This window comes from Fulvivirga kasyanovii, assembly GCF_009711405.1.
Taxonomy (GTDB): Bacteria; Bacteroidota; Bacteroidia; order Cytophagales; family Cyclobacteriaceae; genus Fulvivirga; species Fulvivirga kasyanovii.
The window spans coordinates 1-15,625 of sequence record NZ_SMLW01000519.1 but is presented as its reverse complement, the minus strand read 5'-3'; the positions used below and the strand labels follow the sequence as shown (position 1 = coordinate 15,625).

The window sequence follows — 15,625 nt, the reverse complement described above, 5'->3', positions numbered from 1 at the left end:
TATGCGCCGGGTGTAATCGGGGCTTTTTTTTCCGTTTGCCCATGGCCACATGAAGAGATGACAATGAAAAATGATAAGAGTAAAATGAGCCTGTTCAATACTTAATTATTTAATTTGCACGCAAAGAGACTAAAATTAAACGATATTCTTGAACCTATCTTATTTTATATCCAAAAGAATTGCCGGAAATCAGCCTGATAGCTTTTCTTCCACCATACACAAAATAGCGGTTGGCAGTATCGGTATAGGGCTTGCGGTGATGATCGTCTCTTTCCTGATCCTCAAGGGCTTCCAAAATACAGTAACCGATAAGATCTATAGCTTCAGTTCTCACTTTCAGGTCACCAAGTACACCATGGGCAATTCTTATGAAGAAGCACCCATCTCCATTAACAATGAATTGTTCAACAACTATACAAAGTACGACTTCATCGATCATGTACAGGAGTATAGCAACAAAGCCGGTCTGATAAAGACGGAGGAGGAGGTATTAGGGATCATTTTTAAAGGGGTGAGTAAACGGTTCGACCTCAATAGATTTGGGGAGAATATTGTGGAGGGTAGATTTATATCTTTCGAAGATGACTCCTATTCAAAAGAGGTGATGCTGAGCAGGGTAATCGCTGATAAACTGAAACTGGGAGTAGGTGATAAAATAACAGTACACTTTTTTCAGAACCCTCCCAGGGTAAGGCGGCTGGATGTAGTAGGGATCTATGAAACCAACTTATCGGAGTACTACGACAGCAAGATTATCATTGGTGACCTTCGGTTGATCCAGCGACTTAATAACTGGTCGGATAGTGTAGCGCGGGGTATGGAGGTGTTTATAAAAGATCCTTCCAGAATGGATGAGGCCGAAAAGGCACTGGATCAGATCGTTGATTACGACTTTTTCGTTGAAAAAATAAGTGATAAATACATTCAGGTTTTCGACTGGCTTCACCTGATCAGCAGACAGGTAAATATATTTTTAGGAATTATCCTTTTTGTGGTTTGTGTCAACATGATTTCCATCATACTCATACTCATCATGGAGAGGACGCAAATGATCGGCTTACTCAAAGCCCTTGGAGCCAATAATGGGCAGATAAGAAGTGTTTTTGCCTACAATGGCATCCGGCTTATTGGCAAAGGGTTGCTTCTGGGCAATGCACTGGGAATAGGAGTTTGCCTTATCCAGTATTATTTCAAAGTAATACCACTGAACCCTGCTGACTACTACATGAGCTATGTCCCCATAGGCTGGGCCTGGGATGTCATTGTAGGGCTCAACCTGCTTACCCTGTTGGTAGTCAGTCTGATTATACTGATCCCAACAGCAGTCATTTCCAGAATAAATGCGATAAAGAGTATTAAATTCGACTAAGCAGCGTCGGCATAGTATTTTTTGAACCAGCTATCGATCTTGAGCTGGATCACACCAAAAAATGCTTCCTTAAATATAGACCCTGACATTTTTGATTTTCCACGGGTGCGGTCGGTGAAAATGATGGGTACCTCAAGTATTCTGAAACCGTACTTCATGGCAGTAAACTTCATCTCTATCTGGAATGCATAGCCGATGAACTTGATCTTTTCCAGATCGATCGACTCCAATACCTTTCGTGTGAAGCAGACAAAACCTGCAGTGGTGTCATGTATAGGCATGCCGGTGATAAACCTGACATAAATGCTGGCGAAATAGCTCATGATTACCCTGCCCATGGGCCAGTTGACCACGTTAACTCCGCTGATATACCTGGAACCTACGGCCATATCATAACCCTCATGGGCACAGGCTTCATATAGCCGGACAAGATCTTTTGGATTATGGGAAAAGTCGGCATCCATTTCAAAAATGTACTGGTACTCCTTTTCAAGAGCAAAGTTGAACCCTCTGATGTATGCCGTGCCTAAACCCTGTTTGCCTTTTCTTTCCACCAGGTGCAGCACTCTGCCGTCATGGTCTTTTTGCTGGAGCTCCTTTACCAGATTGCCTGTGCCGTCAGGAGAACCGTCATCTACAATAAGGATATCAAACTTGTGGGGCAGCGAAAATACAGCATCAATAATTAATTCGATGTTTTCCTTTTCATTGTATGTAGGTATAATAACTAAGCTGTCGTTCACGCTGTCTGATTGTTGATGGTAAGGTTAAAGCGCCTAAAAATAACAAATCCCCGTTAAATCTGTAACTCTTAGAATTTGTTTTTATTCTGTATGTACTAGATTTGCAAATCTTTGTTGCACTAAAAATCCCAATATTTTGAATAAATGTGTATTTCTGGATAGAGATGGCGTCCTTAACAGGGACTACGTTGACTATGTATACTCTGCTGACAAACTTGAGATCCTTCCCGGGGTGGCAGAAGCGCTTACCTCACTCAAGAGGGCAGGCTACCTGCTCATAGTCGTTACCAATCAATCAGGTATCGCCAAGGGAATATATACAAGGGAACAAATGCATGAGTGCCATCAATTGATGCAAAAAGCATTTAACCACCAGATCGATCACTTTTACTTTGCCCCGGGGCATCCTACCGTAAGCGAGAGCCTTTCCCGAAAGCCGGGTTCACTCATGTTTGAAAAAGCCATAGCAAAATTCAATATAGATATCAGGCTTTCCTGGATGATTGGAGATAAAGAGCGTGACCTTGTGCCAGCAAAACGACTGGGAATAAAAACCATTCAGGTGGACAATGACGATAGCCGAATGGCAGATTATAAAGCGCAGAACTTACCCGACGCGTTGGAGATTATATTTGGATAATAGCTAAGTTTAATGAGAAAAGGAAGTTTATAGCATAATCAAAGATGTTATTCTCTGATTATGCTATAAAATATTGAATTTGAAGACTAGTAGCCCAGTAAGTTTAGCATAGCCTCACTTTCCTGTTCGTCTGAGAACAGACTGGTTACTATTTCCCCTTTGGAATTTTTGTCGATCAGTACGTGCTTGGGAGCAGGTATCAGGCAGTGCTGAATACCACCATAGCCTCCCAAAGATTCCTGATAAGCCCCGGTATGGAAGAAACCGATATACAGCTTATCATTTTTGTCGGCTTCCAGCATCGGTAAGAACACATCACTGGTATGCGCCTCCGAATTATAATAATCCATACTGTCGCAGGTAAGTCCTCCCAGGTTCACCTTGTGGAACATACCGTCCCACTTGTTAAGCGGAAGCATAATGTACTTCTGGTTGAGGCCCCAGGCATCAGGAAGGTGCGTGATGAAAGAACCGTCGATCATATACCAAAGCTCCTTGTCGTTTTGTAGCTTCTGGTCCATGATAGAGTAAAGCACTGCGCCACTTTCGCCTACGGTAAAGCTACCAAATTCAGTAAAAATATTAGGTACAGGTACATTGTTCTTGCCGCAGATCCACTTTACGTTTTCTATGATCTGCTCTACAATATATTTGTAGTCAAACTCAAACTGCAACGAGGTTTTGATCGGGAAGCCACCGCCGATGTCAATGGTATCCAGTTCAGGGCATTCCTTTTTCAATTCGCAGTATTTGAAAATAAACCTGCTTAGTTCACTCCAATAGTACGCAGTGTCTCTGATACCTGTGTTGATAAAGAAGTGAAGAAGCTTGAGTTTAGCTTTTTTACTGGGCTTTATTTGGTCTCTGTAAAGCGTATTGATGTCGCCATACCTGATGCCCAGCCTGGAAGTATAAAATTCAAAGTTAGGCTCTTCATCGGCAGCGATCCTTATCCCTACATTGTATTCACCCTTTACATGCTCTTCATAGTGGCTCAGCTCGTGCAGGTTGTCCAGTACAGGTATGCAGTTCTTAAATCCATCGTTGAGCAAATCACTGATGTACTGCTTGTAAAGAGGCCTTTTAAATCCATTGCAAACCACATAGGTGTTCTTGTTCACCTTGCCCTTTTCATAAAGCTTCCTTACAATGGGAATATCAAAAGACGAAGAAGTCTCTATATGAATATCATGCTTCAGCGCTTCTTCAAGTACAAAACTGAAGTGTGATGACTTGGTACAATAACAATAGGTATAAGTGCCGTCGTAGTTATGCTTTTTTATCGCATTGTTGAATATCTGCTTTGCATACTTAATGTTTTCACCAATTTTAGGAAGGTATGTAAGCTTGAGAGGTGTGCCATATTTCTCTATAATGTCCATTAAAGGCACATTATTAAAATAAAGTTTATTGTCTACAACCTTGAATTCTTCCTGAGGAAACTCGAATGTTTGCTCTATAAGATCGATGTATTTTTTCATAAAAATAAACTGTACTGTATAAGCTGGAAGTATTTAATTGAACAATGCAATATTGGTATAAATTTGCAATCTTTGCAAAGCAATTTCCATTGCTGCGAAATATTATATATAAATCTATTTTATGAATAAAACATTGCCTTTAAAAGATATCAGGATTATTGAAGTGAAATCGGAGATAGCTGCTGGTACAAGAGGCGCCAGTTTAGGCATAGATGCACTAAAAATAGCTAGTCTGGACCTGGAATCCGATTACTTTACCCGCTTTGACTCGGAGGAGGTTGAGAACGTTAACGATATTCTTTTTGATGGTTATGCCCACCCTCACGCCAAGTTTATTGATGGTGTTCTAACAATGGAGGAGAGAGTTTGTTTACAAGTATCGAAAGTGCTTAAGTTGAACAGCTTTCCGATCATATTGGCAGGAGACCATTCTACCGCTGCGGGTTCCATAGCGGGGATCAAGAAAGCGCACCCCAAAAAACGGCTCGGTGTGATTTGGATAGATGCCCATGCTGATATGCATACCCCATATACTACTCCTTCCGGCAACATGCACGGCATGCCGCTGGCGATGGTAAGCAATATAGATAACATGGAGTGCAGGATCAACGACCCAAAAAGTGAGACCGTAGACCTGTGGAACCAGTTGAAGGAAGTTGGTGGTAAGGGAGCTAAAATCAATTTGTCTGATGTTGTGTTTATCAGTGCCAGGGACCTGGAGCAACCGGAGAAGTTTCTGATGGAAAAACATAATATCACTAACTTTACTACCCAGGTAGTGAGGGAAAAAGGCGTGGAGGCCATCGCTAATGAAACCCTTGCCTTACTTAAGGATTGTGATATTATCTACATTTCTTTTGATGTGGATAGTATGGATTCCAAAATATCGGTAGGTACAGGTACCCCGGTGCCCAATGGCCTTACCGTGGAGGAAGCCAAAGAATTGAATATACGACTGATTAAAGACCCGAGAGTTGTAGCCTGGGAGATGGTGGAGGTAAACCCTACACTGGATACGGAAAATAAGATGGCAGAAAATGCCTTTGAGATCCTTGAAGCTACAACCAATTCCCTTTTAGGAGAATAATGGAAACAAAGCAGTGTGCAGATACCATAATGATGATCCGGCCGGTAAACTTCCGGTACAATGAGGAGACTGCCGTAGATAATTATTATCAGCGGATAGTGGAGAATCTGCACCCTGAGGATGCCCAAAAAAAAGCACGGGAGGAATTTGATGCCCTGGTGCAGAAATTACGGGAGCGCCAGGTAAACGTCATTGTCATTGATGATACCCCTGCGCCGGACACCCCTGATTCCATTTTTCCCAACAACTGGATATCTTTCCACGACGATGGAAGGGTAGGGCTTTACCCGATGTATGCCCATAACAGAAGATTGGAAAGGCGAGATGAGATACTTGCAACCTTGGAAAATGACTATCATTTGAAAATTTCAGGTATTGAGGATTTCTCATTTCACGAAGATGAAGACAGGTTTCTGGAAGGTACGGGCAGTATGATCCTGGACAGGCCCAATAAGCTTGCATACGCGGCATTGTCATTCCGGACCAACGCCGATGTGCTGGATGAATTCTGTAAAAAATTCGGATATGAGCCTGTCGCGTTCAATGCATATCAAACCGCGAACGGAAAGCGTGTGCCGATCTACCACACCAATGTGATGATGTGTGTGGCCGAAGATTTTGCCATTATTTGCGATGCAGCCATAGATGACAGCACTGAACGGGAAAAGGTTTTATCGTCGTTGGAGCAAACGGGCAAGGAAATCATCTCCATTAAAGAAGAGCAAAAGTACCGGTTTGCAGGGAATATGCTCCAGGTGAGGTCAACCGCAGGCCAAAGATACCTCGTAATGTCAAGTGCGGCATACGAAGTGCTTACAGAAGCTCAAAAGAGTGCTATAGAAAAACATTGCCCTATAATTCACAGTTCATTAGATACAATAGAAGCTTTGGGCGGGGGAAGTGCCAGATGTATGATGGCCGAAGTATTCCTGCCCTTGCAGCATAAAAATTAAATTTATAAGCTAAAAATATTTGGAACATGGCTAATTCTCCAATTTCAGATTTCATAGAGAAACATTATTTGCATTTTAATGCAGCAGCACTTGTAGATGCTGCCAAAGGATATAAAAAACACCTGTCAGAAGACAAGAAAATGCTTATCTCCCTTGCCGGGGCCATGAGTACCGGTGAGCTGGGCAAGTCGTTGGCCGAAATGATCCGCCAGGACAAAGTACAGATCATATCCTGTACCGGAGCAAACCTTGAAGAGGATGTAATGAACCTCGTGGCCCATTCGCATTACGAAAGAGTGCCCCATTACCGTGACCTTACACCAAAGGAAGAGTGGGAACTACTGGAAAGAGGCCTGAACAGGGTAACGGACACCTGTATTCCGGAAGAGGAAGCATTCAGAAGGATACAGAAGCATATATTCAAAATATGGAAGGATGCCGAAGATAACGGTGAGCGCTATTTCCCTCATGAGTTTATGTTCAAGCTCCTGAATTCAGGCATACTTGAGCAGTACTACGAAATTGATCCTAAAAATAGTTGGATGATTGAGGCAGCGAAAAAGAACCTGCCTATGGTAGTGCCGGGCTGGGAAGATTCTACACTCGGTAATATTTTCGCTTCTTACTGCATGAAAGGAGAGCTCAAACCTTCTACCATGAAGTCAGGTATTGAATATATGACTTATCTGGCAGACTGGTATATCAAGAATGCGGAGGACAAAGGTATCGGCTTTTTCCAGATCGGAGGGGGTATAGCAGGAGACTTCCCTATTTGCGTTGTGCCTATGCTGTACCAGGATATGGAGCTTACGGAAACACCATTCTGGAGCTACTTCTGTCAGATCTCTGACTCTACTACCAGCTATGGATCTTACAGTGGGGCAGTACCTAATGAAAAAATTACCTGGGGGAAACTAGACATTACCACCCCTAAATATGTTATAGAGTCAGACGCCACGATTGTGGCTCCTTTGATTTTTGGATACGTATTAGGATGGTAATAAAATATGACAGAAGTAAACACAGATAATTCACAACATTTATTAATCACTCGTAACCTGCAGGTTGACGATTACGATCGGCTTGTGCAGGTTATGAAAAAGTGTTACCCGATGATGAAGGGTGACATTTGGCTTAAATCACAAATAAAAAGACTTATCGATATCTTCCCGGAAGGGCAGTTATGTGTAGAAGACAATGGTCAGGTAGTGGCCTTTGCCCTCTCCATTATTGTAGACTATTCCAGATTTGGAGATAGCCACAGCTATGAGCAGATCATTGATGATTCTCACTTCGGTACACATACCGCTGATGGGGACGTGCTTTACGGTATCGATGTTTGCGTAGACCCTGATTATCAGGGCATGCGTCTGGGGCGAAGGCTTTATGATTCCAGAAAGGAGTTATGCGAAAACCTGAACCTGCGGTCTATCGTGGCAGGTGGGCGTATACCCAATTATCATAAGTACAGCGATGAATATACCCCAAAAGAGTATATTCAAAAAGTAAAGGAAAAGGAGATCTATGATCCTGTACTTTACTTTCAGATGAGTAATGACTTTCACGTCAGGAAAATACTCAAAAACTATATCCCTTACGACAAAGCTTCCGGCTCTTATGCAGTACTGATAGAGTGGAACAACATCTACTTTGATGAGGAGGAGAAGCTGGTAGGGGCCAAAAAGACTTCAGCAAGAATAGGCGTGGTGCAATGGCAACTTAGAAGTGTACGTTCAGTGCAGTCCTTTTTCGAAAATGTGGAGTTTTTTGTAGATGCCGTAAGTGGCTATCAGGCTGATTTTTTGGTGTTTCCGGAGCTGTTCAATGCCCCGCTGATGTCTGAGTTTAACGAAGATAATGCGGCGAAGGCTATCAGAAAGCTGGCCCAGTACTCAGATGAGATCAGGGACAAAATGGTGGAATATGCCCTGTCATACAATATCAATATCATAGCGGGTAGCATGCCTGTATATGAAGATGAAAAGCTGTACAATGTTTCCTACCTCTGCCGCAGGGATGGCAGCTATGAAGCTCAATATAAAATACATGTTACCCCCGCTGAAAGAAACGACTGGGGCATGACAGGTGGCTCAGGAGTCAAAGTATTTGAAACCGATACGGCCAAAATAGGTATACTGATCTGCTATGATTCGGAGTTTCCCGAGCTGAGCAGGATTTTGGCTGATCAGGGGATGGAAATCCTGTTTGTGCCCTTTGCCACTGATATGCACAATGGATTCCACAGAGTGAAAATATGCTCACAGGCCCGTGCGATTGAAAATGAGTGTTATGTGGTTATTTCAGGGAGTGTGGGTAATCTCCCTAAAGTTAAAAATATGGATATCCAGTTTGGGCAATCGGCAGTTTTTTCACCTTCCGATTTTGCCTTCCCGCAAAATGCTATAGTTGCAGAGGGTACTCCTAACACAGAAAATACTATTATTGCAGATGTAGACCTTAATGACCTGAAACACCTGCATAACAGCGGTAGCGTACGTAACTTAAAGGACAGAAGAAAAGACCTTTACGATTTAAAACTTAAAAAATAGAATGAATATTGAGCAAACCCTTCAACAAGATATTTCAAAAGCATTTAAAGAACTATTTCAGGCTGAACTAAGGCCTGAGGAAATATCACTGCAACCTACACGCAAAGAATTTGAAGGATCTCATACTTTCGTGTGTTTCCCATATGCACGTCTTTCAAAAAAGAACCCGGAGGAAACCGGGAAAACTATTGGGGAATACCTGAAAGAACATTCCGAAATAGTAGCGGATTTTAATGTTGTAAAAGGATTTCTAAACATTTTACTGAGTGACAGCACCTGGGTAGAGGTGTTTACCTCAATACTTGGCACTGAAAACTACGGTTCCTTCCCGGCCAGCGGAAAGGAAGTGATGATTGAATATTCATCACCAAACACCAACAAGCCACTGCACCTGGGCCATTTGAGAAACAACTTTCTGGGGTGGTCCGTGGCGGAGATACTGAAAGCCAACGGCAACAAAGTACACAAGGTGCAGATCATTAACGATCGGGGCATTCACATCTGTAAGTCCATGGTGGCCTGGTTGAAGTTTGGAAATGGGGAAATCCCTGAAACAGCCGGTAAAAAAGGTGATAAACTGGTAGGTGACTACTATGTGAAATTTGATCAGGAGTATAAGAAGCAGATTGCAGAGCTCACGGATCAGGGCATGGAAAAAGAACAGGCGGAGAAAGAAGCGCCTATTATGAAAGAGGCTCAGGAGATGCTGCTAAAGTGGGAGCAAAAAGAACCTGAAACCTATGCACTTTGGCAAAAAATGAACGGCTGGGTGTACTCCGGCTTTGATGTCACCTATCATCAGATGGGTGTCGACTTCGATAAATTGTATTACGAATCCGAAACTTACCTCCTGGGTAAGGATGAGGTATTGAAAGGCGTTGAGGAGGGAATTTTCTTCAAAAAAGAAGACGGGTCAGTATGGGTTGACCTTACTGACGAAGGCCTGGATCAAAAGCTGTTGCTGAGGGCCGATGGCACCTCCGTTTACATGACACAGGATATTGGTACCGCTATTTTGAGGTTCCGGGATTTTCCTGAAATAGCCAAGCAGATATATACTGTAGGCAATGAGCAGGAGTACCACTTCAAAGTGTTGTTTATCATTCTTGATAAACTGGGATACGAGTGGGCAAAAGAGTGTTACCACCTGTCATACGGTATGGTGGATTTGCCTACAGGCAGAATGAAATCGCGCGAAGGTACAGTGGTGGATGCCGATGACCTGATGCAGGAAATGATCGATACGGCAAGAGAACATACCGAGGAGCTGGGTAAAATTGAAGGTTTTACGGAGGAACAAGCCGCAGAACTTTACGAAACACTCGGGGTAGGGGCCTTGAAATACTTTCTGTTGAAGGTTGATCCGAAAAAACGCATGCTTTTTGATCCCAATGAATCGATCCAGTTCCACGGAAATACAGGACCATTCATTCAGTATACCCATGCACGGATCTCTGCTATTTTAAGGAAAGCCGGCCAGTTGGGAATTAATTCTACTTCTAAGGACATCGCCGGATTTGATAACCTGCACCCCATTGAAAAGAGTGTGATCTACCTGCTGAACGACTATCCTAATAAAGTTATGGAGGCCGGTGCAAACTATTCACCGGATATCATAGCCCAGTATGTATATGATTTGGCGAAGGAATATAACCGTTTTTACCAGGAGGTGTCAATCTTCAATGAAGAAGACCAACAGGCACTAAAGTTTAGGATAGCCTTCTCAAAAGTAGTTGCCGAAACCATAAACAAAGCTATGGGGCTTTTAGGGATCAACGTACCAGAAAGAATGTAATTATGAATGTGAAAGCATGGCTCAGCGCCTTTAGGCTCAGGACATTGCCTCTGGCCCTGGCAAGTATAGGCATGGGCAGTTTTTTAGCGGCTGCCCGGGATGCTTTCAACTGGGGTATATTTGGTTTTTGTGCCCTCACCACTATACTGTTACAGATATTGTCCAACCTGGCCAATGACTATGGTGATACCGTAAATGGAGCCGATAGTTCGGAGAGAAAAGGGCCTGCTCGTATGGTGCAGTCCGGCCAGATAACGCTGGGCAGCATGAGAAAAGCCTTACTTTTATTTGTAGTTCTTTCCCTGGCCAGCGGTATCTTTTTACTATACTTGTCTTTTGGCTTCCAGCTCGAAGCATTTCTGTTTTTCTTCGTTTTAGGTATACTTGCAATCTTCGCCGCTCTGGCTTACACTGCCGGTAGAAAGCCCTACGGCTATATGGGACTTGGAGACCTGTCAGTACTGATCTTTTTCGGGCTTATCGGCGTCATGGGCTCTTTCTACCTTTTTACACAGCAGGTTGACTCATACCTCATATTACCGGCGCTTAGTTGCGGCCTTTTTTCGGTTGCCGTGCTCAATGTCAATAATATCAGAGATATAGAGTCAGATAAAAAAGCTGGCAAATATTCTATTCCGGTACGAATTGGGAGGAGCAAAGCCATCATTTACCATTGGGTGCTTTTGATTGCCGGAGTGTCTGCTGCATTGGTTTTTACCTATTTACAATACAGCTCCTGGACACAGCTTTTATTTTTAATTACAGTTCCGCTTTTTATCATTAATGGCAGGGCAGTAAAAGCAAAAACCGAACCCCATGCACTGGACCCTTACCTCAAACAAATGGCGCTCAGTACGTTATTATTTGTCTTGCTATTTGGAGCAGGCAACTTGATGTCGTAAATTTTCCGTGTCATAATTTAGGTTAGAACCAATATCCCGTGAAAAACTTTCTTACCGTTGTCCTTATTGTTTTATGTACCGGGCTTTATGCGCAAAAAGACATCGACAGCCTCAGCTACATGCTCGATAAATATAAGGCCGCTGATACCATTAAAGTAGACCTGCTCAATAAGCTGGGGTATGAGTACTGGGTTGTAGACCCGTCAAAGTCTGAGGTATTGGGGGAGCAGGCATTGGAGCTGGCACGGGAGCTTTCTTATGAGCAAGGCAAGGCATTTGCCAACAGGGTTATAGGTGTGGCGCACTGGACCCGCGGCAACTACGAAGAAGCCTTGGAATATCTTTTTGAAGGATTGGTCATTTACAAAAGTATTAATGACCCTCTGGGGCAGGCTAATTGTCTCATGAATATCGGCCTCGTATTTAGCGATCAGGTAAACAACGAAAAGGCTTTGAAGTACTATTTTGAAGCGGTAGATATTTTCGAAGAGCTTAAGAAATACGATCGCATTGCCACCACCTACAATAAGATAGGTACCATACTACTCGATGAAGGGAAATATGATGAAGCCTACAATTACCTGGTTAAGGCACTGAATATTCATCAGAATAATGGCTTTAAATATGGCATATCCGAAGCCAATAACCGGCTGGGCCTGTTGTTTTTGAGGCAGAAAGATTACCAGCGGTCGCTCCGGCACCTCCTCAGCTCATTTAACATTAGCAAGGAGATCAATGACAGGGATGGTATGGCAAGAAACCTGGAGAACCTTGGCTATCTCTACCTGGGTAAAAATGATTATGATAGCGCCATATTTTATTTTGAAAAAGGGTTAGACTTCGCGAAGGAAATAAAATCTAAAAAGTGGCTAAAAGATATCTACCAGGGAATGAAGCTGGTTTATGAGCAAAAAGGGGAATTCGCCCTGGCATTGTCTTACGCCAATAAATACAATGCCATGCGTGATAGCCTGTTCAATGAAGAAATGGCCACCCGTATTGCCAATATGCAGACCCGAATAGAAACTGTAGAGAAAGAAAAAGAACTGGAACTTCAGGGGCAGCAGATAGCCTTGCTGGAGCAGGAAGCCCGTTTCAACAACAGTCTTAAATGGTTTCTGGTTATTGGTTTGGCGCTGATATTACTGATAGCCTACCTGGTAATAAAAAACCAGAGAACGAGGATAAAGAAAGACAGGGCACTTTACCAGTCCCGTGAAGAGCTGTCGAAAGTTGAACTTGAAAATGCCAGGTTGAGAAAAGAAGAGCTCGAACTGGAGCTCAATTATAAAAATAAAGAGCTGACCTCCTACACCATGAACTTCATTCAGAAGAATGAACTGATCAAGGAGTTAAAAGAAGCCATACAGAAGATCATAAAAGGTGCGGACGCAGGTATGCGGAAAGATCTTAACAAACTTATCAGGCTGATAGACTCCACCATTGGGGTGGACAAAGACTGGGAGAACTTCAAACTTTTTTTCGAGCAGGTCCACCAGGATTTCTTCGATCAGCTCAAAGCTGAATTTCCGGAGCTGACCGGGAGTGACCTTAAACTTTGTGCATTGGTGAGGCTAAACCTGAGCATGAAGGAAACATCAGCATTGCTGGGAATATCCGCTGAAAGTGTAAAAACAGCCAGGTACAGGTTACGTAAGAAACTCAACCTGGAATCCGGAGAGAACCTCATGGATTTCCTCATCGGGTTTAACCAGCCAAAGAGCGCCTGATCAGATTGTCGCTCTCAATCCTTTAAATAATAAACATCATCGGTTCTCCTTTTTTGGTGTAAGACTACTTTGCACCCCAAGCTAAAAACCTGTGAAGCAAATGGATCAGAATATAAAACATGTAACTTGACGCTTATTTTATCCTGGTCTATTAACAAACTGCCTGTCAGACACAGTAGGAAAAATTAACGTCTCCCCACAAATTCAACCCGGTCCTAATTTGGCAAGTGGTACCCTATTAATCCTCTTCAAAGCATTTTTAAGGGCTTTGTCTACCTATTGTTCACCTCATTTTATGAAGAGTATACCTTTTGCTCATTGGGAAATTCTTTGAGTAGCACCAGCCCCTCTAAATTTGTGGTCATAAGGTCAGGTTACCGCCTGGCCGGTTACTAAGTGATGAAGCTTGCGTCTAACGGATACATAATTATTCAAGTTAGCAGGTTCAGTCACAGCACAATTAAAATTATTTCATTATGAAACAGTTCGTGATTATCATTATTGGAGCGACAACGGCAATTTGTGTTTGGGTATTAAACAGTTGCCAGGTAGAGGCAAATTTTCAGGCACCGGTTTTGACAGGGATGGGAGATCACACGATGGAAATCACCACGGAGTCCGTCTATGCCCAAAGGTTTTTTAAGCAGGGGCTTATATTGGCTTATGGTTTTAACCATGCAGAAGCAGTCCGGTCTTTCAAAGAAGCGATCAGGCAAGACGGAGAGTGTGCCATGTGCTACTGGGGTATGGCTTATGCTTTAGGGCCCAACTACAATGTGGGCATGGACGAGTCTGTCAATGAGGAAGCCTATAATGCAGCGCAAAAGGCACTTGACCTTTCCGCTGATGTTACCGAAAGGGAAAAATATCTCATCAAGGCCATGGCTGAGCGATACGGCCCGGAGTTTGACAACAGAAAAGGACTGGACAGGGCCTATGCCGAAGCTATGAAAAATGCCTATGAGGCTTTTCCTGAGGACTCGGATATAGCCTCCATATATGCAGAGTCTTTGATGGATCTGCACCCCTGGGATCTGTACACGCAAATAGAAGGAGAACCTAAAGCATGGACCCCTGAGATTGTAGAAGTTATAGAGCAGGCGATAGCCAGTAACCCGCGCAACCCTATGCCGGTACATTTATACATCCACGCTACTGAGGCTTCTTCTACTCCTGAACGTGCCCTGGAGGTGGCCATGAAACTGGAGGAAATGGCGCCTGGTGCAGGTCACCTTGTGCATATGCCCTCACATACCTATATCCGTACCGGTGACTATCACTTAGGTACGCTGGCCAATGAAAGAGCCGTTCAGGTTGATAGCTCCTATCTGGCTTCCTGCTCTGCGCAAGGGTTATATCCGCTGGCGCTGTACCCTCACAACCTCCATTTTCTGGCAGCATGTGCTGCTCTGGAGGGCAATGGGACAAAGGCCATAGAAGCAGCGTTCAGCTTAGCCCAAAAGGTAGACCGGCAGGTGATGAAGCAAAAAGAATGGGCAGGACTTCAGCACTTTACAACAATACAGTACAACGTGCTCGTAAAATTTGCCCAGTGGGAAACGATATTGCAACTATGGGAGCCCGAACTCGATTATCCCAAAGCCATATGGCACTACGCCAGAGGCATGGCTTACGTAGGGTTGAATAAAAATGATCAGGCACGCAAAGAGCTTGGACTGCTATCTGAGATAGGAGAGAAGCCCCAGTTGAAAGAAATAAGCATATGGGATATCAATACGGTAGATCAACTGGTGCTAATAGCAGAAAAAGTGCTGGCTGCAGAGATACTCAGGTCCAACGGGCAATACGCTGAGGCCGAAGCGAGCCTGAAGCAGGCCATTGCAATTGAAGATCAATTGAATTACCAGGAGCCACCGGATTGGTTTTTTTCGGTCAGGCATATGCTTGGCGATCTGTATATGCACATGGGAGAATACGCAAAGGCTGAATACACCTATCGTGAAGACCTGAAAATATACAGAAAAAATGGCTTTGCACTCCATGGACTTAAAGCCAGCCTGCTATATCAGGGCAAAGTGGATGAAGCGGTTATAGTGAAGGAGGAGCTTCGTCAGGCCTGGAAATATGCAGATACCCAGTTGAAATATTCCAGGGTGGACCCTGAGACACGCAAAGATCTTAATATTAAAATTCAACCCGATACGCCAGACGATTTGGTATCTATGGCTCTTTCGTTTTGTGGATTTAACAGATAAATGTAAGTAGTTTCTTGGTAGTTTAGGTTGTAACCGCCTGACTCTTATGTGGTCAGGCGGTTTTTTTAAATTATTTTAGTTTTTTACAATTGCATAAATCATTTATTCGTATGACTTATTGTCTATTTATATTTAATAGATTAATATGTAACTTTAATCA

Annotated in this window: 12 protein-coding genes; 10 read left to right on the top strand and 2 right to left on the bottom strand. The window is 43.3% G+C overall.

Features of this window, described 5'->3' with window-relative positions; all coding sequences use genetic code 11:
• Positions 1–148 precede the first annotated feature (148 nt).
• Positions 149–1,369 (top strand): ABC transporter permease, encoded by a 1,221-nt coding sequence (locus tag E1163_RS11165; RefSeq protein ID WP_155171666.1) that lies wholly within the window; start codon positions 149–151, stop codon positions 1,367–1,369.
• On the opposite strand, the gene E1163_RS11160 is transcribed toward E1163_RS11165, so the two are convergent.
• Positions 1,366–2,112, bottom strand: a complete 747-nt coding sequence (locus tag E1163_RS11160) for a polyprenol monophosphomannose synthase (protein ID WP_343033810.1) — start codon at positions 2,110–2,112, stop codon at positions 1,366–1,368. The two genes, E1163_RS11165 and E1163_RS11160, sit on opposite strands and share 4 nt — an antisense overlap.
• Positions 2,113–2,248: 136 nt before the next feature.
• Here E1163_RS11160 and E1163_RS11155 point away from each other — a divergent pair, with 136 nt between their 5' ends.
• Entirely contained in the window at positions 2,249–2,752 is a 504-nt protein-coding gene (locus tag E1163_RS11155) for a D-glycero-alpha-D-manno-heptose-1,7-bisphosphate 7-phosphatase (protein ID WP_155171664.1), read from the top strand.
• A gap of 86 nt (positions 2,753–2,838) precedes the next feature.
• Here E1163_RS11155 and E1163_RS11150 read toward each other — a convergent pair whose 3' ends face one another.
• The gene (locus tag E1163_RS11150; RefSeq protein WP_155171662.1) at positions 2,839–4,233 is read right to left on the bottom strand and encodes a type III PLP-dependent enzyme domain-containing protein; all 1,395 of its coding nucleotides are present in this window, start codon (positions 4,231–4,233) and stop codon (positions 2,839–2,841) included.
• A 121-nt stretch (positions 4,234–4,354) separates the two neighbouring features.
• Between E1163_RS11150 and rocF the strand changes: the two genes are divergently transcribed.
• The 8 genes from rocF to E1163_RS11110 all read left to right on the top strand — a co-directional run bounded on the left by rocF (position 4,355) and on the right by E1163_RS11110 (position 15,465).
• Positions 4,355–5,320, top strand: coding sequence for an arginase (gene rocF / locus E1163_RS11145; RefSeq protein WP_155171660.1), 966 nt, complete (start codon positions 4,355–4,357; stop codon positions 5,318–5,320).
• The gene (ctlX, locus tag E1163_RS11140) at positions 5,320–6,273 is read left to right on the top strand and encodes a citrulline utilization hydrolase CtlX (protein ID WP_155171658.1); all 954 of its coding nucleotides are present in this window, start codon (positions 5,320–5,322) and stop codon (positions 6,271–6,273) included. Before rocF ends, ctlX begins: the two co-directional genes overlap by 1 nt.
• Before the next feature lie 26 nt (positions 6,274–6,299).
• The gene (locus tag E1163_RS11135; protein WP_155171656.1) at positions 6,300–7,274 is read left to right on the top strand and encodes a deoxyhypusine synthase family protein; all 975 of its coding nucleotides are present in this window, start codon (positions 6,300–6,302) and stop codon (positions 7,272–7,274) included.
• Positions 7,275–7,280: 6 nt separating this feature from the next.
• Positions 7,281–8,822, top strand: a complete 1,542-nt coding sequence (locus tag E1163_RS11130; protein ID WP_155171654.1) for a bifunctional GNAT family N-acetyltransferase/carbon-nitrogen hydrolase family protein — start codon at positions 7,281–7,283, stop codon at positions 8,820–8,822.
• Between the two features lies 1 nt (position 8,823).
• Entirely contained in the window at positions 8,824–10,617 is a 1,794-nt protein-coding gene (gene argS, locus E1163_RS11125; RefSeq protein WP_155171652.1) for an arginine--tRNA ligase, read from the top strand.
• A gap of 2 nt (positions 10,618–10,619) precedes the next feature.
• Complete coding sequence (locus tag E1163_RS11120) at positions 10,620–11,519, top strand: 1,4-dihydroxy-2-naphthoate polyprenyltransferase (RefSeq protein ID WP_155171650.1); 900 nt, start codon at positions 10,620–10,622, stop codon at positions 11,517–11,519.
• A 38-nt stretch (positions 11,520–11,557) separates the two neighbouring features.
• Positions 11,558–13,249 carry a tetratricopeptide repeat protein gene (locus E1163_RS11115; protein WP_155171648.1) on the top strand — a complete coding sequence of 564 codons (1,692 nt, stop codon included), beginning with the start codon at positions 11,558–11,560 and terminating at the stop codon, positions 13,247–13,249.
• A 476-nt stretch (positions 13,250–13,725) separates the two neighbouring features.
• Complete coding sequence (locus tag E1163_RS11110; protein WP_155171646.1) at positions 13,726–15,465, top strand: tetratricopeptide repeat protein; 1,740 nt, start codon at positions 13,726–13,728, stop codon at positions 15,463–15,465.
• Positions 15,466–15,625: the final 160 nt, after the last annotated feature.

Bases quoted from the DNA above. Each gene is read 5' to 3' on its own strand.
- E1163_RS11150 (WP_155171662.1), bottom strand. From the start codon at position 4,233: ATGAAAAAATACATCGATCTTATAGAGCAAACATTCGAGTTTCCTCAG.
- rocF (WP_155171660.1), top strand. From the start codon at position 4,355: ATGAATAAAACATTGCCTTTAAAAGATATCAGGATTATTGAAGTGAAA.
- ctlX (WP_155171658.1), top strand. From the start codon at position 5,320: ATGGAAACAAAGCAGTGTGCAGATACCATAATGATGATCCGGCCGGTA.
- E1163_RS11135 (WP_155171656.1), top strand. From the start codon at position 6,300: ATGGCTAATTCTCCAATTTCAGATTTCATAGAGAAACATTATTTGCAT.
- E1163_RS11130 (WP_155171654.1), top strand. From the start codon at position 7,281: ATGACAGAAGTAAACACAGATAATTCACAACATTTATTAATCACTCGT.
- argS (WP_155171652.1), top strand. From the start codon at position 8,824: ATGAATATTGAGCAAACCCTTCAACAAGATATTTCAAAAGCATTTAAA.
- E1163_RS11120 (WP_155171650.1), top strand. From the start codon at position 10,620: ATGAATGTGAAAGCATGGCTCAGCGCCTTTAGGCTCAGGACATTGCCT.
- E1163_RS11110 (WP_155171646.1), top strand. From the start codon at position 13,726: ATGAAACAGTTCGTGATTATCATTATTGGAGCGACAACGGCAATTTGT.